Here is a 23380-nt window from a genome sequence, read left to right on the forward strand (position 1 = left end):
TTAGCCATCTAATCCATACATGGATCTTTCTGCTTCAGACATCTCTGTTCCTTGAAGGTAGTCTTTTGTTTTGGCAATCAGATCCTGAGTAGTGTAGTGCTTGAAATAGCCAACCTCTAATTCACTTGAGCTTGAACTGTAAGCCCAGGTCAGAAAGGTATCTGTACCCTTGTGATGACCATAGCAGTGCTCTATGTAAGCAACTTCAACCCAGTTTTCAAGTTCAAAGATGTTGAGGATATTGCTTTCGAGTACATAAAGAAGATTATTCTCTTTGTCAATTTCGAAAGTTGCTGTCTCACCGTAGTTGTTGTAATAGGTCGAGAGGTCACTTTTACCGATAAATGAGCCATCATCTCCGCTATATCTGAACATGGACCCGTTTGAATAGGGAACTACCAGAAGGGTTCCTAAATTCTCAAAATCAAGGAATGCCATCCCCATCGGAGAAGCGTTGTTGCAGGAAATTTCCTGGATGAGTTCACCTTCGATATCCTTAAGCAAGATAACTTCACCATTTGTTATGGCAACTCTTTTTCCTGTGTCATCAACTGCTATATCTGTTGGCGCTTCCCAACCTGAAGGGACAGCTATGTCAAAAGAGGTATTGTTGTTAAAATCTATTATTTTATAGCTTGGCATATCGGAGGAACCACAGCTGATATATGCTAAATTTGCCTTGGAAAAATACTTAATTGTTTTACAATATTGAACCTCAAGGTCATCAAGGTTTACTTCTGTCTTTTCGCCGGATTTCAGATCGTTTAATACAACTACCGAATTATAGTAATCGATGTTATTGTAATAAACCAGGTTGTTATCACTTAAAACCATTTGTGCATTGGAAGGTCCGTAGCTATCGTTGAGTTTTTCTTTTGTCTGCTCTTTGGTCACAAGGTCAAAAGAAGCAAGGTATAGTATGGAATTATATTTATCATCATATTCGGTGAAGGCATAGTAAAATTTTCCTTCGCAGGTTCCAAGCAGTTTTACCTTTGAGTATCTGCAGCTGTCACTTACATGAATAGAGTCCTTGTAGGTCTTTTGGTCTGAATCAAAAAGTAAGATATCTGAGCCATCGGCACCGTCGGATACAGCAATTGAAAGGACTTTTTCATCCAGGTTGTAGCAGCTGAATGTGTTTTCATATACAGGGCAGTTGTCAAATTTGGTCCAGTCTTCATCTGAAATTCCAACGCCATAGAAGACTATTGTATGTGAGTAGGCCTGATGGGTATAGATACCTTTTTTTATAATAGCGTCGGTGAGATCATCAGTAAAACGTGATGTCAGCGTAAGACCTGACGAAGTTTCGCTCATGGTGGTATGTGTTGCCATGGAACCGCTTTTGGTAATGTACATAGGAGAGAGTTCTTTTCCTGTTTCATTTACTGATATGATAGGCTCGTTTACATTATCTTCAAGCTGAAGTTCACCGGTTTCATTATCCCAGGCACGGACCATGTTTCCTGCATAGAAGGCCATTTTGGTGTCATTTAAGACCTTGAAACCGCAGTTTATCGCGTAGTTTGTAGAAACAAAATCATATTGCCAGTTAAGAGTAAGTTCCCCTGAATTAAAGCAGTAAATACCTGTATGGTCATCAGTTATGTATATGTTATCATACATTTTTCCACTGCCATCCAGAGTGCCATTAGTACATGCGGTGTACAATTTGTCGTTTAAATAAGCAATATAGTGAATTTTTTGATCTTCCAAAGGATAAGATAAAAGCTCACCTGTTTGAATATCGTATTCCATAAGAGAGTAACTTTTATGGAGATATGTATGCTCTTCACTTGTTCCCTGGCCAAGGCAAAAAGCAATCCTCTTTTTATCAGGTGATAACACAAATTCGTCACAGGAATCCATGCTGTATTTCTCTTCGATAACATTGAAATCAATGGTATTAACAACTGAGCCGTCTTTTACAGATACTTCTGATATTCTGCCATGGGAATCCGGAACAAGGAAAGTTGTGTCAGTGTAGTTGAATATATCCTCGGTTACTGTGCTCAGGTCCTCATTTCGCCATTTCCTTTCGCCGGTCTTAAGATCATAGGCATCGATGAAATCCCAGCTTGAGACGATCAAAGTGTTATCATCAAAAAAGAATAATCCATCGAATTGATTAACATTGCAGTTTAAAAGAACCTGATGAGTCGTAGTATCCCAAACAGTGACATTGTTGCCCTGATCCTCAGCTGCCAGTTTTGAACCATCGTTTGAAACCTTATATTCCCTTACCTGGTTTGACATCTGGTAATTCCAGGCTGCGTCAATGTTTGATCCTGCAAGTGATACATAAGAAAGGGATGACTGAGTTATGGCTTTCAGTGCTTCAGGAGTTACAGGCGTCTCGTCCTTTTCATCCTTTGGAAGAGCCTCAAGAGCAAGCTGCATTGCCTCGATACGGTTCTCGTTTTCAAGGAGCTTTAGCGACTCGTTCGCAAGATATTTTGACTTGTTGCGAAGGGACTCAATGTAGTTTTTGTGGATAAGGGAATTGCTGTAGAGCATATATCCTGTAAATCCGATCATGAGGGCCATAGCGCCTGCAAAGATGGCAGTGAGTTTTCGCATCTTGTACTGACGGTGCCTGTTCATAAGTTCGTCATAGGAGCAGCCAATAAGGGCAGCAGCCAAACGAGGAAGCTCTTCAGCTCTGGCTCTTTTTACAGGAAGCCTGAAGTCGCAGGAAAGCGGCTCAAGCGGAACTTCAATAGTGTGAGTTTCTCCGTTTTCATCCTGAATTTCTTTTTTAGAGGTTAAAAGAATTTTTGGTATTACGTCATAGGGCTCTCCATCAGCAAGAACAGTAAGAACCTGTCCCATGGTGTGATTTTGCAGGAAAGTCTCTATTTCTTTTTCAACCCAGGTGGATTTCTTGGTATTTGTGGAACAGATAACTATGAGATAATCGGCATTTTTTAAGGCCTCAGCAATAGTATCGTTTAGATCATTGGTGATAGGAAGTTCGTCCTTGTCCCTGAAGATACGGTCAATCTTTTTTACCCCGGTCTGTTTCCTGATCTTGCCGGGAATGTGGTAGTGCTCAAGTCCCTTAACAATTTCAGCAGCAACCTTATTGTCAAGATCTGCGTGCTTATAGGATATGAACGCGTTATAATAATTAATCATACTTTTCCTCCCCCGCTGGCACCTCATTAAAAAGCACCAACTGCATTAGGATACCACACGGGCGGGATATATTAAAGAATAGATAGCATTCAATCTTTATTTCATAAATTATTTTCGTCAGAATATGGCACAGGTAAAAAATATGACTAAGAAAAAACTTGCCCTAGAGGTAATTGAGAGATTAAAAAAAGAATATCCTGATGCGGTCTGCACTCTTGCTTATGACAAGGCGTGGCAGCTTCTTGTAAGCGTAAGACTGGCGGCTCAGTGCACAGATGCAAGAGTGGATATGATAACGCCAATATTATATGAAAAGTTTCCAACAGTGGAGGCTCTTGCAAAAGCTGAAGTTTCAGAGATCGAAGAGATTGTGCGTCCCTGCGGACTTGGCAATTCCAAGGCAAGGGACATATCAGCCTGCATGAAGGTGATATATGAGAAATATGGCGGAAATGTGCCGGACAATATGGAAGAGCTTTTGGCACTTCCGGGAGTTGGCAGGAAAAGTGCCAATCTTATAATGGGAGATGTGTTCGGAAAACCGGCAATTGTTACAGATACCCATTGCATAAGGCTCTGCAATCTTATTGGACTTGTAGATGATATAAAAGAACCTGCAAAGGTGGAAAAAGAGCTCTGGAAGATCATTCCTCCCGAGGAAGGCAATTCTCTTTGCCACAGATTTGTTACTCATGGGAGAGCAGTGTGCGTAGCAAGGCGCCCGAAGTGCGCAGAGTGCTGCCTGAAAGACATATGTAAAACAGGTAAGAAGGTATGATTTTTTATCAGTAGTTTAAGAGATGTTTATAAAAAGGTTATTTGACGAATATTTTTATACTATATACAATAACCTTAAAGATGGAAATATGTGCATTAGGCAAAGAAACTGTAGATCATAGACTGACAGAGAAAAGGTAACCTGGAGAGATAATTTATGGATGCAAATGGACTTAGTGCTGAACAGCAGGAATTACTTGCGAGCATAATGGGTAAATCATCGCAGGCAGGTGGTGGAGGAGGCTTTTCTCCAGCAAGTGTACCGGCGGCGGGTGCACCGGCTGCAGCTCCGGCTGCTGCGGATACTGGAAAGATGTTAAGCCAGGCAGAAATAGATGCGCTTATAGCGTCGATGGGAAAATGATATGTAGATATTAAGAATGCTTGCGCAAAAAACGCAAGCATTTTTGTATATTATAAAAAACAAAGGTATCAGATTGGAACTATTGTAAGAGTCTGTGGATTTACGTGTCTGGATTCACCTTTTCTTCCGCGGCAGACAATCCCTTTTTCTATTTTGATCATGACGGCATGTGATTTCATGGCCTCCATGACCTGATTTGCTGCGCTCTCATAATCCTTTGGATCCATGGGAACGACATAGTCGTGATTTTGGTGTTCTGTTGAAATAACAGCAGATCTGTATCTGGTGTCATATCTTATTCCGTAGAAAGTACATATCTCGGTGTTCAGAGTGCCGTTACTGTCAGCACATTGCATTGCTATATACATATTTTTATCACCTCGTTCTTTCCGGTAATGGGTTATATTCTTTCATGTAAGTCCCTTGTTGTCTATATGATAATGATAATACTTTCACGCAAAATTGACAATAACAGACAAGCGTATTCTCCGTTTGACATAAGACCAACTTGTGGTAAAATTTTTTAGTATCTATGCATGATTCGTGGTAATTAATTGAGCATAGTTACGTATCCATATGAAAAAAGTAGAAGGAGTAGAAAGTTCATGTCAGAAGTATATAACCATCACGCAGTTGAACCTAAGTGGCAGAAGTATTGGGAAGAACACGAAACATTTAAGACAGACGTGTGGGATTTTTCCAAGCCAAAATATTATGCATTGGATATGTTTCCATATCCATCAGGAGTAGGCCTACATGCAGGTCATCCGGAAGGGTATACTGCAACTGATATTATGTCCCGTATGAAGCGTATGCAGGGATATAATGTTTTGCATCCGATGGGATATGATTCTTTTGGACTTCCTGCAGAGCAGTATGCTGTAACAACAGGTAATCATCCTGCTGGTTTTACAGAGAAAAATATACAGACATTCTCCAAGCAGCTTAAAGAGCTTGGTTTCGATTATGACTGGTCCAAGATGATCGCAACAAGTGATCCTAAGTTTTATAAGTGGACACAGTGGATATTCAAAAAGTTATATGAAGCCGGATATGCCAAGCACATTGATATGCCGGTTAACTGGTGCGAAGAGCTTGGAACAGTTCTTTCAAATGATGAAGTTATCGACGGTAAGTCTGAGCGTGGTGGATACCCTGTAGTTAAGAAGATGATGAAACAGTGGGTTATCGATCAGCAGGCTTTTGCAGAGGAACTTCTTGATGGCCTTAACGAGATCGACTGGCCTGAATCAACAAAAGAAATCCAGCGTAACTGGATCGGTAAGTCTACCGGTGTAGAAGTTGATTTTAAGATCGTAGGTGGTGGAGAGTTCTCTATCTTCACAACATGTATCGAGACCATTTATGGTATTACATTCATGGTACTTGCTCCGGACGGAGATATTGTTAAGGGACTTATGGATCGTGTTGAGAATCCTGAAGAGGTTCAGGCATATATCGATGAAACTCTCAAGAAGAACGATCTTGATCGTACAGATCTTAACAAGACTAAGTCAGGCTGTCCTCTTAAGGGAATATATGCTATCAATCCTGTAAATGGCAAAGAAGTACCACTGTTTATCGGTGATTTCGTACTTGCAAGCTATGGTACAGGTGCAGTTATGGCTGTTCCTACTCATGATCAGAGAGACTTTGAATATGCAGAAGTTCATGGACTTCCACTTATTCAGGTTATTAACAATACAGAAGGTACTGTAGACGTTACAAAGCATGCTTTTGAAAAGACAGAATACCTTGGCAAGGGCTGCATTCTTATGAATTCTGAAGAGTTCAATGGAATGACAGTTGAAGATGCTAAAAAAGCTATTACCAAGAAGCTTGTTGATATGGGCGTTGCCAGAGAAAAGGTTAACTACCACTTCCGTGAGTGGATCTTTGCAAGACAGCGTTATTGGGGCGAGCCGGTTCCATGTGTTTACAAGGAAGACGGAAGCATTCAGTTCCTTGATGACAGCGAACTTCCTGTAGTACTTCCTGAACTTGAGGACTATAAGGGACATGGCGGTCAGGCACCTCTTGAGAATGCAACTGAGTGGAAACATTACGATAAGAACGGACTTAAGGGCACAAGAGAGACTTCAACAATGCCTGGTTCAGCCGGATCTTCATGGTACTACATGAGATATATCGACCCTGACAATGACAATGAGTTTGCTAATCAGGAACTTCTTAAGCACTGGATGCCTGTTGATCTTTATGTGGGTGGACCTGAGCACGCAGTTGGACATTTGTTATATTCACGTATTTGGAACCGCTTCTTATACAGCAAAGGTCTTTCTCCTGTAAAAGAGCCATTTAAGAAGCTTGTACATCAGGGAATGATCCTTGGTGAAAACGGCATCAAGATGGGTAAGCGTTTCCCTGAATTTGTTGTTAATCCAAGTGATATCGTTGAGGAATATGGTGCAGATACTTTGAGACTCTATGAAATGTTCATGGGACCTTTGGAAGTGTCAAAGCCTTGGAATTCAAACAACGTAACAGGTGCAAGAAAGTTCCTTAACCGAGTATATTCATTCTTCACAGAAGAGAGCAATATCACAGAGGAAAACAATGGTAATCTTGAAAAAGTTTATCATCAGACTGTAAAGAAAGTAACAAGTGACTTTGAGGCACTGGCGTTTAATACAGCCATTGCTCAGATGATGATCTTTGTTAATGCTGTTTACAAAGAGGGAAGCTGCCCAAGAGAGTACGCTGAGAACTTTATTAAGATGCTTTCATGCATTTGCCCACATATCGGTGAGGAAATGTGGCAGATCCTTGGTCATGACGACACAATTGCTTATGAAGCATGGCCAACCTATGACGAGGCTAAGTGCGTAGAAGATACAGTAGAGATTGCTGTTCAGATCAATGGTAAGGTTAAGGCAACTCTTGCAATTGGTAAGGAAGATCCTAAGGATGAAGTAATTGCCAAGGGCAAAGAGCTTATCGCAGACAAGCTTGAAGGCAAGAACATTGTAAAAGAGATCTATGTTCCCGGTCGTATCGTAAATATCGTTGTTAAATAATTTAATTAGATACTGTGAATTAAAGAATCAGCTGGCAGATTATAATCTGCAGGCTGATTCTTTTTTTGAGCATATATGATAAAAAATCTATTCGGTTAAGGTAAGTGCCCAAAAGTTTTTTGATTCAAAAAGTATGATATAATTACTATGTATAGGTAAAAATGGCACGGGATTTTGTGAACGGCTCTTATTTGGAGGTATGAATGTCCAAAAAACGTAGCATCAGATTAGGACTTATCACTTTTGCAATCTCACTAATAATAACAACATTGTTGGCAATGGCCTTTTTGACTAATACTTCAAGGATTAGGCGAGAAAGGGCTACTTTTATTGCGGAATCTATCGCAAATAGAATCCATGCTGAAATTAGAAACAGGGAGTACATCACACGTATTCTGGAAATTCAGGTCAGAAGCAGTAACGGAGAAATAACCCAGGAAGAATTCCAAAAGACAGGTGAAGCTCTGTTTGATGATAATATAGATGTTGTTGATATAACCCTGGCGCCAAATGGTATTGTCAGCTATTTGTATCCTATGAATAGCGGCGTTTCTGAAAGAATAGATCTGTTTGAGGATTCTCAGAATAAGGTTCATGCGGATAATAGTAGGAATACCGGAGTGGGTATCATAATGACTCCGGTTAATCTTTCTGATGGCAATTACGGTATTATCATCAGAAGACCAATCTATTTAGGCGATGAAAAAACCACTGATAACTTTTGGGGGTTTGCTTCAGTTACTATAAATCTTTCCAATTTCCTGTCGGAAGTAAATACTAAAGGTCTGGCAGAAGAAAACTATGAATATAAGCTTACAGGTACTGATGTTGTAACAGGTAAGACACAGATCATCATGGAGTACTCTGAAAGAGCGCTTGCAGCGCCTGTGGAAGCCATGATAAGCACTGTAGGAGGAAGTTACTGGACACTTTCTATTGCTCCCATGGGCAACTGGATGGAGCTTTATGAGATCGCAGGTGTCCTGATAATAGTTGTTACGATAAGTATTCTTCTGGCGATGCTTGTTGCAGCTTACACATCACTTCAGGCCAATGCCAAAGAGCTTGAAGTAATGTCTTACAGAGATGCGCTGACAAATCTTTACAATCCAAGAAGTTACCAGGAACATATGGAAGAACTTTCTAAGAAAAAACTTCCCTATGGCCTTATCTATATTGACCTTAACGATTTTAAACAGGTAAATGATACCTATGGCCACGAAACAGGCGATGCACTTCTAAATATTGTTGCCAAGAGGCTTCAGAACAGCATTCGTGAAAAAGACAGGGCTTTCAGGATCGGTGGAGATGAATTTGTAGTGGTTATTCATGGCACCCATGACAGGAAGTTCTTTGAGGGCGTTATTGCCAGAATGCGCGAAAATGTAGGAAGAGAAGTGACAATAGGAGAGATAAAGCTAAATGCATCCATAAGTGCCGGATATGCGCGTTGTCCTGAAGATGGCACTAAGTTTGAAGACGTAGTGAAAAAAGCTGATGATGCAATGTATTATAACAAGAGGCTTTTAAAGGCTAAAAGGCTCACAGGACAGGAAAAAGGAAGAGTTACTGCCAGAGACTTCAGATAATAAAAGGCATACGGGGGATAGACCAAAATGGGAGGAACATACGACACCATAAACAGGATCTTTGACACTTTTGCTGTAACATCCAGAAGCCGCTATGTTTATGTGTATGACATGTCGAGAAACATAGCGAGGTGGTCCAAAAATGCGGTTGAATACTTTGGACTTGCAGGAGAATATATCTATAATGCAGCAAGTGTCTGGGAGACCAGAATCCATGGGGATGACAAAGATAAATACAACGAGTATATAAATGCGGCTTTTGCAGGAGAAAAGGTTGAACCCAATATTGAGTACAGAGCTAAAAACCGCAACGGAGAATTTGTAGTCTGCTCCTGCAGAGGAGTGGTCATAAAAGACTATGCAGGAAAACCTGTGTTTTATGCTTGCTCCATCATAAATAAAGGTATAGTTGACAACAATGACCCGATAACTCTTTTGCCTAATCAATATGAGATGCTCAACCACATGAGAAGCCTTAAGACTCAGAAAAAAGAGTATATCATATTGATGATAAACTTCATTGATTTTGCTGATGTAAACAGAAAATATGGCTACATGCGCGGCAATAACATTTTGAGGGCGCTTGCAGTAAAGCTTAAACAGGAATCTGAGAATATGGGTAAAGCTTATAGGGGCGAAGGAACGATCATGGCCCTTATTAGTGAAACCATGAACATAGATGAGATAAAAAAGCTTTATGGAAGGCTCAGACTTTTTACCCGAGAGAACTTAAGTCTTGAGGGAAAAAGAATAGGAGCAGAACTGGGCGGCGGAGCCATAATCTCGACAGATTTTGACATAGATGAACATTCAATCTATATCAGTGCCAAATATGCCCTTGATTATTCCAAGACCCAGAGACATGGAAATCTGATAATTTTCCACAATGATCAGCTTGATAATAATAAAAGCAGCATAGAACTTGTGGATACAGTCAGAAATTGCATCTTGAACGGATTTGAAGGCTTTCATCTGGAATACCAACCTATATTTTCTGTTACAGAGGATAAGCTTGTTGGTATGGAAGTTTTTCTCAGGTGGAAAAAAGAGCCATTTGGTGAGGTTTCGCCGGCAGAGTTTTTGCCATGGCTTGAACAGGATAGCGTATTTTATACACTTGGGAACTGGATATTAGAAAATGCTCTTAAGGATGCCATAGAGATCAGAAAAGAAAAAAAAGATTTTTATTTGTGCGTAAACCTTGCATTTATGCAGCTTGAGAGGTCGGATTTCAGAACTACCCTTATTGAAATTTTGAGGAAAATAAGTTATCCTGCTACAGGTTTATGTCTTGAAATGGCACAGAGTAGCAGACAGCTCGGAATGGAACATTTAAAGAGCCAGATAGAGTTTTTGAAATCATGTGGAATAAAGGTGGGACTTGATGTTTCTGACTTTGCTTCTCTGGATTATGTAAGACATTTACCAATTGATCTGGTAAACCTTGTACCTGCAGTGACTGGCGGAATAGCCGGAAATCTTACTACCAGGTACATGGTGGAGGCAATCACTTCTTTTACCCACAGGCTTGGGATAAGAACCTGCTACACGGGGATAGAAGATGAGGAGACTTTAGGAATAGCCAAAAGCTATCCTATATCAGAGATGATGGGCTACCTATTGGGAAGACCCTGCAGAATTGATAAATTTAAGGAACAATACCTTGAAAAGAGGAATTAAATGAGCAGAACCTTTCGTTATATTCAAAATGATGATGTTCTCAAGTCATTTAACGAGTTTAAGGATACTATTCTTGTTGAAAGACCTGTTGTGATCGCACGTCATGGAGATTATTCTCTTTTTCTCATACGTATATCGGATGGGGAACTGGGACTGAAAATTGAAAATACGGTAAAAAAGGCAGAGGTACAGAGCCGCAAATATGAAATAGCCAATTCCAATGATGCGCTCATTTCAAGAGGCGTAAGACATGCTGTTCAGAAAATGGCTGAGCTTAGTGATGAGGACGTAAACAGAAGACGTCTTCAGATCTGGAAGTGGTATGTTATGGATTGGCAAAAAGCAAACATGGATAAGACAGAAGAGATCATGAGTAAGGAGCTTTCCTGGGATGAAGAGACCAGCAATAAAAATGGTGAGATCCTTGACATGGAGAGCTTTCTTCACGGAGCATACTTAAACCTTGGAAACACTATAGCGCTTATTGACAAGTATCTTACTGATGAAAAATACAAAGAGATATTTAAGACATTTGCCATCAACGACATAATGGAGATGACAAGCGAAGACACCAGGGACAAATCCATCGCAGAGGCTGAGAGACTTAGTCAGATGGAGGGACGTAAGAAGCATACATATCAGTTTTTGGTAAGTGTAGAGGCCACCGATAAAGAGCATGCAAGGCAGGCTCTGCTTAATTATCTGGCCGGAGATGATCGGATTAAAGTACAAAGATGAAATTTTATTTCATAAAATTTTAATATTTTAAAACAGTAAAGCGTCTACCATTTTATAAGGGCATGGTATATAATGTACCCATTAGATGAAAAATTGGTGTAGAGATACAATAGGTTGAGGGGCCTGAAAAAGTTACTTTACACGCCGTTTCATCTGATGAAAAAAATTTTCTTATGAGATGGAGGAATTTAATAATGAGACGTTCCGCAAAGACAAAAACAGGCATGAGCCAGAGTTGCATTGCAATTATGACTGATGCGATCAAGGCAAAGGAGCAGAACTTATCATACGGCAAGTTTAAGGCGCTTGATATGCTGGGCTCAGGAAACATGTTCGATGAGGAAGAGGAATCAGAGTACACGGTTCACACAACTGACCTGGTTCGTAGAACAGAGCATGTTGAAGAGAAAAAGCCGGTGGCTTTTGTAAAGATCAGAGCATAATGAGATAAAAAGAGCTGTGAAATGAGAAATCATTCACAGCTCTATATTTTTCTTAAATTAAAGATGAAAAATGTAGTCGTTTAGTTTTTTACCTACGACTGTTATGACGGGGCCAAGGAACAGCGCCATAAGGATGATTCCTATGTTTGGTGTGCCACCAAATAAGACTCCTACAATGATGACCAAAAAGTCGTATGCCATTCTTATGTAGGTGAACTTCACCTTTTTTAATACTTTGTCAGATATAATCTGAGGCATTGCATCGTATGGGGCAACTCCCATGGCGGCGTTGATATAAAACGATACGGCGACGATGAAACAAAATAGGGCAATTACAAAAATAAGAGCTCTTGAAGGGAAAAAAGTAAAGTATTTTTCAGGGATTGCTTTGCTCCATACAAAACAGAAAAAGTCAGCTATGTATCCTACAAAAACCATGTTTGCAATGGTTCCAAGTCCAATATATTTTCTTCCCCAAATTATGACGAATATGAAAAGAACTGTGTTAAGTGCAAGCTGCCAGGTTCCAAGAAGAATTCCAAGGCGCCTTGAAATGGTAAGATTCATAAATGTGCAAGGGTCTGTTCCCAGGTCGACTTCGATGAGAAAGGATAGAAAAAATCCCATGAGAAAAACGCCGACAAGCATTAAAATGAGGCGCTTTTTGAAGTCTTTTTGAGTAAAATATTCTTTGATAGCATTCTTGATAGTGTTCATTATTCTTTCCTTTTACTTTTTTATTAGTTTTTACACTTCGTGCAAAGCATAATATGTATTTTTATAATTTATGAGAACAGGTGCGCTCACAAAGGCTTCATCCCCTATGTAACATCTGTCAGCATTCTTATCGAAAGTGTATTTTCTTCCTTCGCTGTCGTGCTCATTGATGTATTCCAGTGCCTGATCCAGTGTTTCGTCACCTTTACAAAGATGAATATTCATATAGACCCTCCCTTATATAAAACGAAAATGCGAAACTGATTATATCATAATTTTAGGTTCATAACAGCACTTGGTAGTTCATGATTCTTTTATAATTATTTATACTCTTATTATGGTAGAATATTATAAATGGAAAGTATGCCCTGACAGGCAATCTAAGGAGAATAAAAATGGACGAAAAAGCTATAAAGGAGCTTTTGGAATCTGTTAAAAAGGGCGAAAGATCGATAGATGATGCGCTACTTAAGCTAAAAGAAGCGCCATTTGAGGATATGGGGTTTGCAAAGCCTGATTTTCACAGAGGTTTACGGCAGGGAGCACCTGAAGTCATATATGGACAGGGCAAGACTCCTGACCAGATCCTGGAGATAACCAAAAAACTTCTATCTCACGGGCAAAAAAGTGTTCTTATCACGAGAATGTCTGTGGAGGCAAAGGATTTCTTTTTACAGAACAAAAAAGACGACGAACTTGAGCTTAACTATGATGAGCTCAGCAAAATTGGCATAGCAGGCCAAATGCCTGATGAATCCAAGGCAGTTGGAAAAATAGTTGTTGCAACGGGTGGAACAAGCGATATGCCTGTTGCGGAAGAAGCCGCCAGGACAGCGGAATTTCTGGGAAATAATGTAGTAAGGCTTTATGATGTTGGTGTGGCAGGAATACACCGACTTATAAATAAAGAGAGCATGGAGCATATTATGAGCGCCAATGTCATTATTGCTATTGCAGGAATGGAGGGCGCACTTGCAAGCGTTGTGGGCGGACTGGCAGACTGCCCGGTTATTGCTGTTCCTACAAGTGTAGGCTACGGAGCAGCTTTCGGCGGACTTGCAGCTCTTTTATCTATGCTCAATTCATGCGCCAGTGGAGTAAGTGTTGTCAATATAGACAACGGATTTGGCGCAGGGTATCTGGCAAGCATGATCAATAAGAAATGAGGGGATTATTATGGTTACAAATGACGAAAGTATGAATCGCTTTAAGCACAATATTATGGAGCAGGTCTGCAGACTTGAATGGGATGGGAAAAATGATCCTGAACACATTGAGGAGCTTATCCTTAAGATCATTCCCGGACCTAAGCCATCTTATAGATGCTGCGTCTACAAGGAAAGAGAGATTGTAAGACAGCGTATAAGACTGGCTCAGGCCAAGAATCCGTCATACAATCCGGATTCTGAGAACATAGTTCAGGTAATTGATCCGGCTTGTGATGAGTGTCCTATTTCAGCATATTCTGTTACTGATAACTGCAGATTCTGTATGGGAAAAGCGTGTATAAATTCGTGTAAGTTTGGAGCCATAACACCTGGTGATACTCATATGCACATTGACCCGGCCAAGTGTAAAGAGTGCGGAATGTGCGCTAATGCCTGTCCTTATAACGCGATCGTGCATCTTGAAAGACCATGTAAGAAGGCATGCCCGGTAGGCGCCATTACATACGATGAATATGGCTACTGCAAGATTGATGAAGATAAATGCATCCAGTGCGGTCACTGCATTCACAGCTGTCCTTTCGCAGCCATAGGCAGTAAGACTTTCCTGGTTGATATCATAAAAGAGATAAAGGCAGGCAAGGAAGTAATTGCTATGTGTGCCCCGGCGACAGAAGGTCAGTTTGGTGAAGATATCAGCATGGCATCCATCAAAGAAGGCCTCAAAAAGATTGGCTTTGCCGATATGGTTGAGGTTGGACTTGGCGGAGATATGACAGCTGCTTACGAGTCTGAGGAGTGGACGGAAGCTTTTGAAAAAGGACACAAAATGACAACCTCCTGTTGTCCTGCATTTATAAATATGCTTAAAAAGCACTTCCCTGATCAGTACAGGGACAATATGTCCAGCACAGTTTCTCCTATGTGCGCCATCTCAAGATATTTAAAGGCAACAAGACCCGGATGCGTGACAGTATTTGTGGGACCTTGTATAGCTAAAAAATCTGAAGCGCAGGATAAATCAGTACCTGGGAATGCTGATTATGTAGTTACATATGGTGAGCTGAGAGCTCTCATGAGATCAAAAGATGTTAAATTTGAGCCTGTTTCTGATGAATATCAGGAATCATCTATCTGGGGAAAGAGATTTGCCACAAGCGGCGGCGTAGCGAATGCGGTTATAGAGTGCATGCAGGAGCGAGGAGTAGATACTTCACAGTTAAAGCTTCTCAGGGCAGCAGGCGGTGCTGAATGTAAAAAAGCACTTACTCTTTTGAAGGTCGGCAAGCTTCCTGAAGATTTCGTTGAAGGAATGGTTTGCCCGGGAGGATGTGTAGGCGGCCCGTCGAGACATAAACAATATACGGAGATTACTAAGGCCAGAGAGACACTGCTTTCAAAAGCAGATGACAGAAAAGTTTTGGAGAACCTGAAAAACTATCCGATGGATAAGTTCTCTATGCATCGTGATGGACACATGTGATACAGACTTTAGAGGCTTTTATGAAAAAAAATAGGAAGATTCCGGAAAAAGTACTGATAGACCTTTTCATGATTGTTTTAGCATCGTTTTTTACGATACTTTACAACAGACAGATACTGTACGTTGACGATATGAATCAGGTCGTTGCCGGTGTTTACTATATTTTCAAATACATACCGATTCTTCTGGTTACAGCCCTTGGAGGGGCTGTGCCCGGAATGATCAGTGTGCTTGTTGTGTTTATCTATAAATCAATTGCTTATAGCAGCTTTTCTTATCTATGTTTTATTTACCTTTTGGTCTGCTGTGTGACAGATATGCTCGCCAGAAGGAAATTCTTTTCTAATATTCCAAAAACTTTATTAACATCGGTGTTTTTGCAAATTCTTACAGGTAATTTCTGGGGAATCATCCTTTTCCTTTTGGCAGGAAAGAATCTGGCAGATTTTTCAGGATTTACGCATATATATTTCTTTATGAACGAGGCGCCGGGGTGTTTTATCGGGTGTCTTATCGTGTATGCATTTTTTAGGTTCCTGCCCACAGAAAAAAAGTTAAAGCTTGGAAATGGAAAGTATTACGTGGATGCTTCAATTCTTGATGAAGATGAGAGATACGAGGTTGAAGGAAAATCCAAGATTGGCGCGGTAGTCATGCAGATTATCGTGTTCGAAGCCATTGTTCTTGGTCTTTCCGCGGAACTTGCATCGAATACGCTTATACCTACAATGAAAGTGAAATCCATCGAGGATACTGCGGAAAACTCTGCTATCGATAGCAGTTGGAGTGATGTTTCCAATGCAGAAATGCTTGAGAGCAGAGTAAGTATCACTATGATGGATGATGTTATAGCCAGCACGGAGGAACTTGAGACTAATGGATATCAGCTTGGAAGTACAGCCTTTGGTGTGAAGCTTGCCATGCTTATCTCGATTATAGTAATTCCGCTTGCGGTATTTGTTAACAGATATGCCCAGCGCAGAATCGCAAGACCTATAAGGAGTTTATCCAAGGCTGTCACGGAAATCTATAACTCCAATGATATCGATATTAATGCGAATGTGAAGGAAGTTCATGATCTGCATATAAGCACCGGCGATGAAATTGAGGAATTATACCACGCTGTAGACCTGACTATATACAGATTGATGGAATACATTGAGCTTGTAAAAACAAGGCAGAATATAGAAGACCAGCTGAATATCGAAAAGAGCGCCAATGAGGCTAAATCGCGGTTCCTTTCAAACATATCCCATGAGATCAGAACTCCTATTAATGCAGTTCTTGGCTTTGATGAGATGATACTCAGAGAGTCCAATGACAGCACTGTGATTCAGTATGCAAAAGACATTCAGAGTTCAGGTAAGACTCTTTTGGCGCTTATTAATGATGTCCTTGATTTTTCCAAGATAGAAGCCGGAAAGCTGGAGATAATCCCGGTTGAGTACGAACTCAGGTCACTCATCAATGACGTTGTGAATATGGCGAGGGTCAGAGCTGAAGATAAAAATCTTGAGCTGATCGTGAATGTTGAAGAGGAAATCCCTCATGTTCTTTATGGCGATGAGGTACGTATAAAGCAGTGCATCATCAATATAGTTACAAATGCTATTAAGTATACAGAAGTGGGAAGCGTCACCATCGATATTACTTATAAGAACATAGAGGCAGAAAGTCCGGAAGAGGCTTATGAAGAAAACAAGATCCTTTTGGAAGTAAAAGTAACTGACACAGGTATTGGTATCAGAGAAGAAGACATCGATAAACTCTCAGGAGCTTTCGAAAGAATTGATGAAAAGAGAAACAGGACAATAGAAGGTTCAGGTCTTGGAATCAATATTGTGAACAGTCTTTTATCACTTATGGATTCCAAACTTGAGGTTAAAAGCCAGTATGGAAAAGGATCCGAATTTTCTTTTGCCATAGTTCAAAAAGTAGTAGATGCGGAACCTATTGGTAATTTCAGTGAAGCCTATAACGAGGCGGTCAAGGATGCGCATGATTACCATGAAACCTTCCACGCACCTGACGCCAAGATCCTTGTTGTTGATGATACAAAGACTAATCTCACCGTTGTAGAGGGACTATTAAAAAAGACGCAGATAGTTGTTGATACTGCAACCAGTGGAATGGAAGCCCTTGATCTTGTAACTAAAAACAGATATGACATTATCTTTTTGGATCACAGAATGCCTGAAATGGATGGTATCCAGACCTTCCATGCAATGGAGGAGCTTAGCGGGAATCTCAATAAGAAGACGCCTGTAATTGCGCTTACGGCCAATGCTGTATCCGGATCCAGAGAGATGTATTTCAAGGAAGGCTTCACTAACTACATGTCCAAACCTGTAGATCCTATCAAACTTGAAGATATGATAATGAGTTATCTGCCGTCCTTTAAGGTCTCAAGACCCGGTGACAAAGACTTTGTTTCGAACGAGGAAGAAGAAAAAGAGACAGATAAAGAGGCTATGCAGGATATCCTGAAGGTTAGCGGCGTAGATATAGAAACAGCTATTGCAAGGTGTGGCTCTCCTGATGTTGCATTAGAAGTAATGAAAGACTTTAAACTTGCAATTGATGAAAGATCCCGTCTTATTGAGAAATATGAGGCTGAGGGAAATATCAAGAATTATACGATCTATGTCCATGGCCTTAAGAGCTCGGCCCGTGCAATAGGAGCCATAGATCTGGCTGATCAGGCTGAGTATCTTGAACAGTGCGGAAATGATGAAAATGTTGAAGAGATAAAGAAACTGACTCCGGAGCTTTTGGAACTTTATAGAAGTTATAACGTAAAGCTTTCTTCACTTACGCAGGAAGAAGATAATGATAAGCCTGAAATAGATGCCTCTGAGCTTGAGAGTGCCTATGCTTCCATAAAAGAATTTGTTTCTGCATCATATTTTGACAGTGCTGACGACATAATGAAAATGCTTGAAGATTACCGTATCCCACAGGAGTATGCTTCAAAACATAGCGAAATTAAGCGCCTTATGGGAGCGGTTGACAGAGATGGTCTTTTGAATATACTGTAATAGAAAGCGGAAAATCGAAAGGAACTGATATGGAAAAGAAAGTATTCCTGATTGGACATACCAAGAGTTTCATGGTTAATGCCATTGTTGTAGGTCTTCAGAAAGAAGATTATGAAGTTATAAGTGTTGCGCCATATGAAAGAGCAATAAAGGAAGTAGAAGATAAGCCAAGCATCTATCTTCTGTACCTGGGCGACATGACCATGGACGACGTGAGCCTTTTCAAATATCTTAATGAAGCTATTGATACGGAGCGTTTCATGCTTTATCTTATCGGAAACAGAGATGAGCTGACTCTTGCTCTTAATTATATTGCCAAAGAGAAGGTTCAGGAAACATATCTTAGACCTTTGGATGTAAAGCTTCTTGCGGAACATCTCGACTCTGTGGTAGAATACAGCGCAGTTGATGAGAGTTTAAGAAAAAAGATTCTTATTATAGATGATGACGGTACCATGCTCAGAATGATGAAAACATGGCTGTCTGTCAAGTATCATGTTTACATGGCAAGTTCAGGTAAGATCGCACTTTCTTTCCTGGCTCAGAATCCTGTGGATCTTATCCTTTTGGATTATGAAATGCCGGTTATGAGTGGACCTGAGGTGCTCAAAGAGATCAGGGGTAATTCCAAACTCAAACATACTCCTGTTATTTTCCTTACAGCAAAAGATGATAAGGAAAGCGTTATGAAGGTAGTTAATCTCAAACCTGAGAAATACCTTCTTAAGTCTATGCCCAAAGAAAAGCTTACAGGTGCTATCGACGACTTCTTACGAAGCCGTAAATGATAAATAACAAAAAAGGAAATGATCAAATGATATCAAAGCTTATTGACAGAATTGAAAAGACATCTGCACCAATTGTTGTGGGACTTGACCCAAAACTTAATTTCGTTCCCGATAATATAAAAAAGAGATGTTTTGAGGAAAAAGGTGAGAATTTAGAAGGAGCTGCAGAGGCTTTTTGGCAGTTCAACAAAGAGATCATCGATAACATTTATGATCTGGTTCCGGCAGTTAAACCTCAGATTGCAATGTATGAGGAACTTGGACTTCCTGGACTTGTTACATTTAAGAAAACTGTAGATTACTGTAAGGAGAAAGGTCTTTTAGTAATTGGCGATATAAAAAGAGGAGATATTGGCTCCACATCAGAGGCTTACGCTGTTGGCCATCTTGGCTCAGTCAAGATTGGTGACAAGGTATTTAGAGGATTTGACGAAGATTTTGCTACTGTTAATCCCTATCTTGGTTCCGACGGTGTGAAGCCTTTTATTTCGGTCTGCAATACTGAAGACAGGGGCATATTTGTACTTGTAAAGACATCGAATCCTTCAAGCGGAGAGTTTCAGGACAGGATAATTGATGGAAGACCTTTGTATGAGCTTGTCGGAGAACAGGTTGAAAAATGGGGACTTGATTCAATGGATGGCTCATACAGTAATGTTGGAGCAGTAGTTGGGGCTACATATCCTGAGCAGGGCAAAGTCTTAAGAGAGATCATGCCTCATGCTTATATTCTTGTTCCGGGATATGGTGCTCAGGGCGGAAAAGGAAAAGATCTTGTTCATTTCTTTAATAAAGATGGCCTTGGCGCTATTGTAAACTCATCACGTGGAATCATTGCTGCCTGGAAGAGCGAAAACTATCAGCAGTTTAATGATGGTAAGGTTGGAGAAGCCGCAAGAGCAGCTGTTCTTGATATGAAAAAAGATATTGCTGATGCACTTGCAAACAGATAAATTGCAAATTGTGCATACAGTACTTAGGTGTTATAATCTACTAGTGATTTTTGTAATCTTAAAATGTTGCTCAAAGGAGACCAGGGTATGGAAAGATATAAGGAAGAGTTCATAGAATTCATGGTTGACAGTAATGTTCTTAAGTTCGGAGAGTTCACTTTGAAAAGTGGACGTAAGTCACCATTCTTTATGAATGCCGGCGCTTATGTAACCGGATCTCAGCTTAAAAAGCTTGGTAACTACTATGCCAAAGCTATTCATGATACATTCGGACTTGAGTTCGATGTTCTTTTTGGACCTGCATATAAGGGTATTCCACTTGCTGTTGCCACAAGCATGGCAATCAGTGAACTATATGGAAGAGAGATCAGATATTGTTCCAATAGAAAAGAAATCAAGGACCACGGCGATAAGGGAATTCTTTTAGGCTCTAAGCTTAGAGACGGAGACAGAGTTCTTATCATCGAGGACGTTACAACATCAGGAAAGTCAATTGAAGAGACTGTACCGATCATTCAGGAGCAGGCAGATTGTGATATTGTCGGCCTTATGGTATCTCTTAACAGACAGGAGAAGGGTCAGGATTCTGACGCAAGTGCTCTTGATGAGATAAAAGAGAGATATGGTTTCAGCGCATCTTCTATTGTTAAGATGGAGGATGTTGTAAGCTATCTGTACAACAGACCAATCGATGGTGAAGTTGTTATCACAAAAGATATCAAGAAAGCTATTGATGAGTATTATGCAGAGTACGGTGCAAAATAATCTTTGCAGCGTGCAGGCAATATGAGGAGGGTCAAATGGACGAACATACATATAAGGTACTTGGAGGCACAGGGGCACTTAATATAGCCTTTGGCATAATTTCCATTATTGCGGGGATTGCAGTCGGGGTGCTTCTTATTATAAGTGGAGCTAAGCTCCTTGGAAGCAGAAAGAGAGTTATTATTTAAGTATCAAATGGGTAAAAAGAGTTCTTTTCGATTAAAGATTAAAAAACTTGAGCCGGTCAGAGACAGGTATATGTTTACAGATAATAGACATCCTGAAAAGGGGATAATGTCTACTGTTCTTGGTGTACTCTCTGTGACCGCGCTTTCTCTTTCGGTTTATTTTTCATATGTAAATGATGGGCAGGCTATTATGAGATACGCCGCAGCGGCTTTTGTTGCGGCGATATTTTCATGTATAGGGTTGGTGCTTGGTATCAGATCCAGATTTGAAAAAGACATTTTCAAACTTTTTCCAAATCTTGGAATAGCACTAAACCTAGTAGCCTTCCTTTTTGTTGTGTTTATTTTAGTTTTAGGATTGGGATAAAGAATGAGTGAGGAACTTTACTACGAATTTACAACTGACAGCGAAATGATCGGTGAAAGATATCAGCTTGCAGTTTCAAGAATAAAAGAAATAAAAAATGAAAATCTGGGCAGACCGGAGTTTGACGAGTATTTCAGAACCGTTTCAGGCTTTATTGAGATGATGGACGATACGCTGAAATGGTCGATTGACGGCGGACTTGAGAAAGACTCTATGGAAGAGCTTGGAAAAAGAAACAAAGCCCTTTACGAGGATATTCTCCCTGAGAATTATGGCAGTTCTTTTGGAAATCCAGAGGTAGCTGTTCAAAAACTTGGAGAAGACTTTGGAAAGATATTATCAAGTCTTTACTTTGAGATCCGCTCGATGATTCCAAGCGCGTTTGAGCATAACCTGTTTGACATGGTCATCAGAGCTGAGCTGTTTTTGGAAGTATATGGAGCTTTTGCTTCTTCCTGTGAGGCGGGAAAACTTCCTGAATATGAAAATATCAGACAGATAATGTACTGGTTTTACAGCGACTATGCTGAGGAAGAAAGGTGCATAAGATTTGCACAGATGGTGGCTCCTGAGTCAGATTTTGCAAGAGACATCATTATGGAGAGCGATCTTACTGATCTTCGTTATTTATATAAATTCGGAGAGTATATTACAGACAATGAGCTTAAGACTGCAGAGCATCTAAACACTCTGTCGCAGGAAGAAATTGATAAGCTTGCAACTACTTATACAGAAGGGTATCGCATAGGCTTTGCCATGACAGGCAAGGACATTACTATCAAGAAAACTGCGGCTATTGTTTATGAGCTTGGTTTTGAAAGAATTGTAAAAAAAGCTGTTTCCAATTTTAAAGAAATTGGTCTTAAGTCCAGTATTTATAGGGCTAACATGTCAGTATTTACAATGCTTGGAAGTGCCAGAAGGTCAGGATATACAGGAGCAGTTCCCAATAAGCAGTTTGACTACGACCACAAAGATGATGATGCTCTTTATCTTGATGGAGCACTTGTTACCAGAAGGCTTGAAGCCATGAGAGCTTCTGGTGAAAAGTATAAAAAGGAAGCAAAGCTTTTTGGTGGCCCTGCTGTTATTGAGACCTTTGGAGAAAAGCCATTTGCCCCTGTTCCTAAAAAGGATGCTGTTCACTACAGCGATACTCAGAAAAAGCTTTTAAGTGATTATAAGATCCAGAACAGTCTTATTATGAACGAATACATAATAGGAAAGGAAAGAAGCTTTACTATCATTGCTTTCCCTGTTCCTGAAATTGGACCAAAGTTCCCTGAGATCTTCAATGAAGTTGTTAAGATAAATACACTTGATTACAAGCTGTATCAGAATATCCAACAGAAAATCATAGATGCGCTTGATGAAGCTGTTTACGTTGAAGTTAAGGGCATGAACGGCAACAGAACAGATATGAAGGTCATGCTTCATGAGTTAAAAGACAAGGCTCATGAGACCAACTTCGAAAATTGTGTTGCCGATGTCAATATCCCTGTTGGAGAGGTATTTACATCGCCTGTTCTCAAGGGAACAAATGGAACACTCCACGTATCGGGAGTTTATCTCGAGGGACTTTTCTTTAAGAATCTTGAGATCACTTTCGAAGACGGATGTATAAAAGATTATAATTGTTCAAACTTTGAATCCGATGAAGAGAATAAAAAGTATATTAGTGACAATATTCTTTTTAATCATAAGACTCTTCCGATTGGAGAGTTTGCCATCGGAACTAATACAACTGCATACCAAATCGCGAGGGACTATTCTATAGCGGATAAGTTACCAATCCTTATAGCTGAAAAGACGGGACCTCATTTTGCCGTTGGTGATACATGTTATTCCCACGAAGAAGACAATATCACTTACAACCCAGATGGAAAGAGCATTATAGCAAGAGATAACGAGATCTCTTTAAATAGAAAGACTGATCCGGATAAAGCTTACTTTAGCTGTCATACTGATATAACCATTCCATATGATGAACTTGGAGAGATCAGGGCAGTAAAAGAGAACAGAGAAGGAATCGTTATCATTTCAAACGGAGAATTTGTTCTTCCGGGTACAGAAGAGCTCAACATACCAATTAAGGGTTAAAGAGGAAAATGTAGCACAATATATTGTGTTATGTTATAGTAAACAAAA

General features: G+C 40.1%; 20 protein-coding genes. 16 read left to right on the plus strand and 4 right to left on the minus strand.

The window, feature by feature from the left end:
• The gene (locus G585_RS0112395; RefSeq protein ID WP_022775389.1) at positions 1-3141 is read right to left on the minus strand and encodes a toll/interleukin-1 receptor domain-containing protein; all 3141 of its coding nucleotides are present in this window, start codon (positions 3139-3141) and stop codon (positions 1-3) included.
• Between the two features lie 142 nt (positions 3142-3283).
• Between G585_RS0112395 and G585_RS0112400 the strand changes: the two genes are divergently transcribed.
• Complete coding sequence (locus tag G585_RS0112400) at positions 3284-3919, plus strand: endonuclease III domain-containing protein (RefSeq protein ID WP_022775390.1); 636 nt, start codon at positions 3284-3286, stop codon at positions 3917-3919.
• 156 nt (positions 3920-4075) lie between these two features.
• Positions 4076-4282, plus strand: a complete 207-nt coding sequence (locus G585_RS0112405) for a hypothetical protein (protein ID WP_022775392.1) — start codon at positions 4076-4078, stop codon at positions 4280-4282.
• A 68-nt stretch (positions 4283-4350) separates the two neighbouring features.
• Here G585_RS0112405 and G585_RS0112410 read toward each other — a convergent pair whose 3' ends face one another.
• Positions 4351-4650 carry a hypothetical protein gene (locus G585_RS0112410; RefSeq protein WP_022775393.1) on the minus strand — a complete coding sequence of 100 codons (300 nt, stop codon included), beginning with the start codon at positions 4648-4650 and terminating at the stop codon, positions 4351-4353.
• A gap of 237 nt (positions 4651-4887) precedes the next feature.
• Between G585_RS0112410 and leuS the strand changes: the two genes are divergently transcribed.
• The 5 genes from leuS (at position 4888) to G585_RS0112435 (ending at position 11767) form a co-directional block, all read left to right on the plus strand.
• Positions 4888-7317: a leucine--tRNA ligase gene (gene leuS / locus G585_RS0112415; RefSeq protein WP_022775395.1), complete on the plus strand. Its 2430-nt coding sequence runs from the start codon at positions 4888-4890 to the stop codon at positions 7315-7317.
• 203 nt (positions 7318-7520) lie between these two features.
• A complete protein-coding gene (locus G585_RS0112420) occupies positions 7521-8906 on the plus strand; it encodes a diguanylate cyclase domain-containing protein (protein WP_022775396.1) in 1386 nt (461 codons plus the stop codon).
• A gap of 27 nt (positions 8907-8933) precedes the next feature.
• The gene (locus G585_RS0112425) at positions 8934-10586 is read left to right on the plus strand and encodes a sensor domain-containing phosphodiesterase (protein ID WP_022775398.1); all 1653 of its coding nucleotides are present in this window, start codon (positions 8934-8936) and stop codon (positions 10584-10586) included.
• Positions 10587-11324, plus strand: a complete 738-nt coding sequence (locus G585_RS0112430) for a hypothetical protein (RefSeq protein ID WP_022775399.1) — start codon at positions 10587-10589, stop codon at positions 11322-11324.
• Between the two features lie 194 nt (positions 11325-11518).
• A complete protein-coding gene (locus G585_RS0112435) occupies positions 11519-11767 on the plus strand; it encodes a hypothetical protein (protein WP_022775401.1) in 249 nt (82 codons plus the stop codon).
• A 57-nt stretch (positions 11768-11824) separates the two neighbouring features.
• Here G585_RS0112435 and G585_RS0112440 read toward each other — a convergent pair whose 3' ends face one another.
• Complete coding sequence (locus G585_RS0112440) at positions 11825-12484, minus strand: YczE/YyaS/YitT family protein (protein ID WP_022775402.1); 660 nt, start codon at positions 12482-12484, stop codon at positions 11825-11827.
• A gap of 30 nt (positions 12485-12514) precedes the next feature.
• Positions 12515-12709: a hypothetical protein gene (locus tag G585_RS0112445; protein WP_022775404.1), complete on the minus strand. Its 195-nt coding sequence runs from the start codon at positions 12707-12709 to the stop codon at positions 12515-12517.
• A gap of 170 nt (positions 12710-12879) precedes the next feature.
• On the opposite strand from G585_RS0112445, the gene larB reads away from it, so the two are divergent.
• The 9 genes from larB to G585_RS0112490 all read left to right on the plus strand — a co-directional run bounded on the left by larB (position 12880) and on the right by G585_RS0112490 (position 23332).
• Positions 12880-13650: a nickel pincer cofactor biosynthesis protein LarB gene (larB, locus tag G585_RS0112450; RefSeq protein ID WP_022775405.1), complete on the plus strand. Its 771-nt coding sequence runs from the start codon at positions 12880-12882 to the stop codon at positions 13648-13650.
• Positions 13651-13660: 10 nt separating this feature from the next.
• Entirely contained in the window at positions 13661-15133 is a 1473-nt protein-coding gene (locus tag G585_RS0112455) for a 4Fe-4S dicluster domain-containing protein (RefSeq protein WP_022775407.1), read from the plus strand.
• Positions 15134-15153: 20 nt separating this feature from the next.
• Complete coding sequence (locus G585_RS19055) at positions 15154-18171, plus strand: response regulator (RefSeq protein ID WP_022775408.1); 3018 nt, start codon at positions 15154-15156, stop codon at positions 18169-18171.
• Between the two features lie 29 nt (positions 18172-18200).
• Entirely contained in the window at positions 18201-18959 is a 759-nt protein-coding gene (locus G585_RS0112465) for a response regulator (RefSeq protein WP_022775410.1), read from the plus strand.
• Between the two features lie 26 nt (positions 18960-18985).
• On the plus strand, positions 18986-19912 hold the full coding sequence (gene pyrF / locus G585_RS0112470) for an orotidine-5'-phosphate decarboxylase (RefSeq protein WP_026663975.1): 927 nt from the start codon (positions 18986-18988) through the stop codon (positions 19910-19912).
• Positions 19913-19999: 87 nt separating this feature from the next.
• Positions 20000-20677 (plus strand): orotate phosphoribosyltransferase, encoded by a 678-nt coding sequence (pyrE, locus tag G585_RS0112475; RefSeq protein WP_022775411.1) that lies wholly within the window; start codon positions 20000-20002, stop codon positions 20675-20677.
• A gap of 35 nt (positions 20678-20712) precedes the next feature.
• A complete protein-coding gene (locus tag G585_RS19730) occupies positions 20713-20865 on the plus strand; it encodes a hypothetical protein (protein ID WP_022775412.1) in 153 nt (50 codons plus the stop codon).
• The gene (locus G585_RS0112485) at positions 20837-21232 is read left to right on the plus strand and encodes a DUF6142 family protein (protein ID WP_242829993.1); all 396 of its coding nucleotides are present in this window, start codon (positions 20837-20839) and stop codon (positions 21230-21232) included. Before G585_RS19730 ends, G585_RS0112485 begins: the two co-directional genes overlap by 29 nt.
• Positions 21233-21235: 3 nt before the next feature.
• Positions 21236-23332, plus strand: a complete 2097-nt coding sequence (locus G585_RS0112490) for an aminopeptidase (RefSeq protein WP_022775415.1) — start codon at positions 21236-21238, stop codon at positions 23330-23332.
• Positions 23333-23380 lie beyond the last annotated feature (48 nt).

Origin of the sequence: Butyrivibrio sp. AE2015 (genome assembly GCF_000420825.1) — a bacterium.
Classification (GTDB): Bacteria; Bacillota; Clostridia; order Lachnospirales; family Lachnospiraceae; genus Butyrivibrio.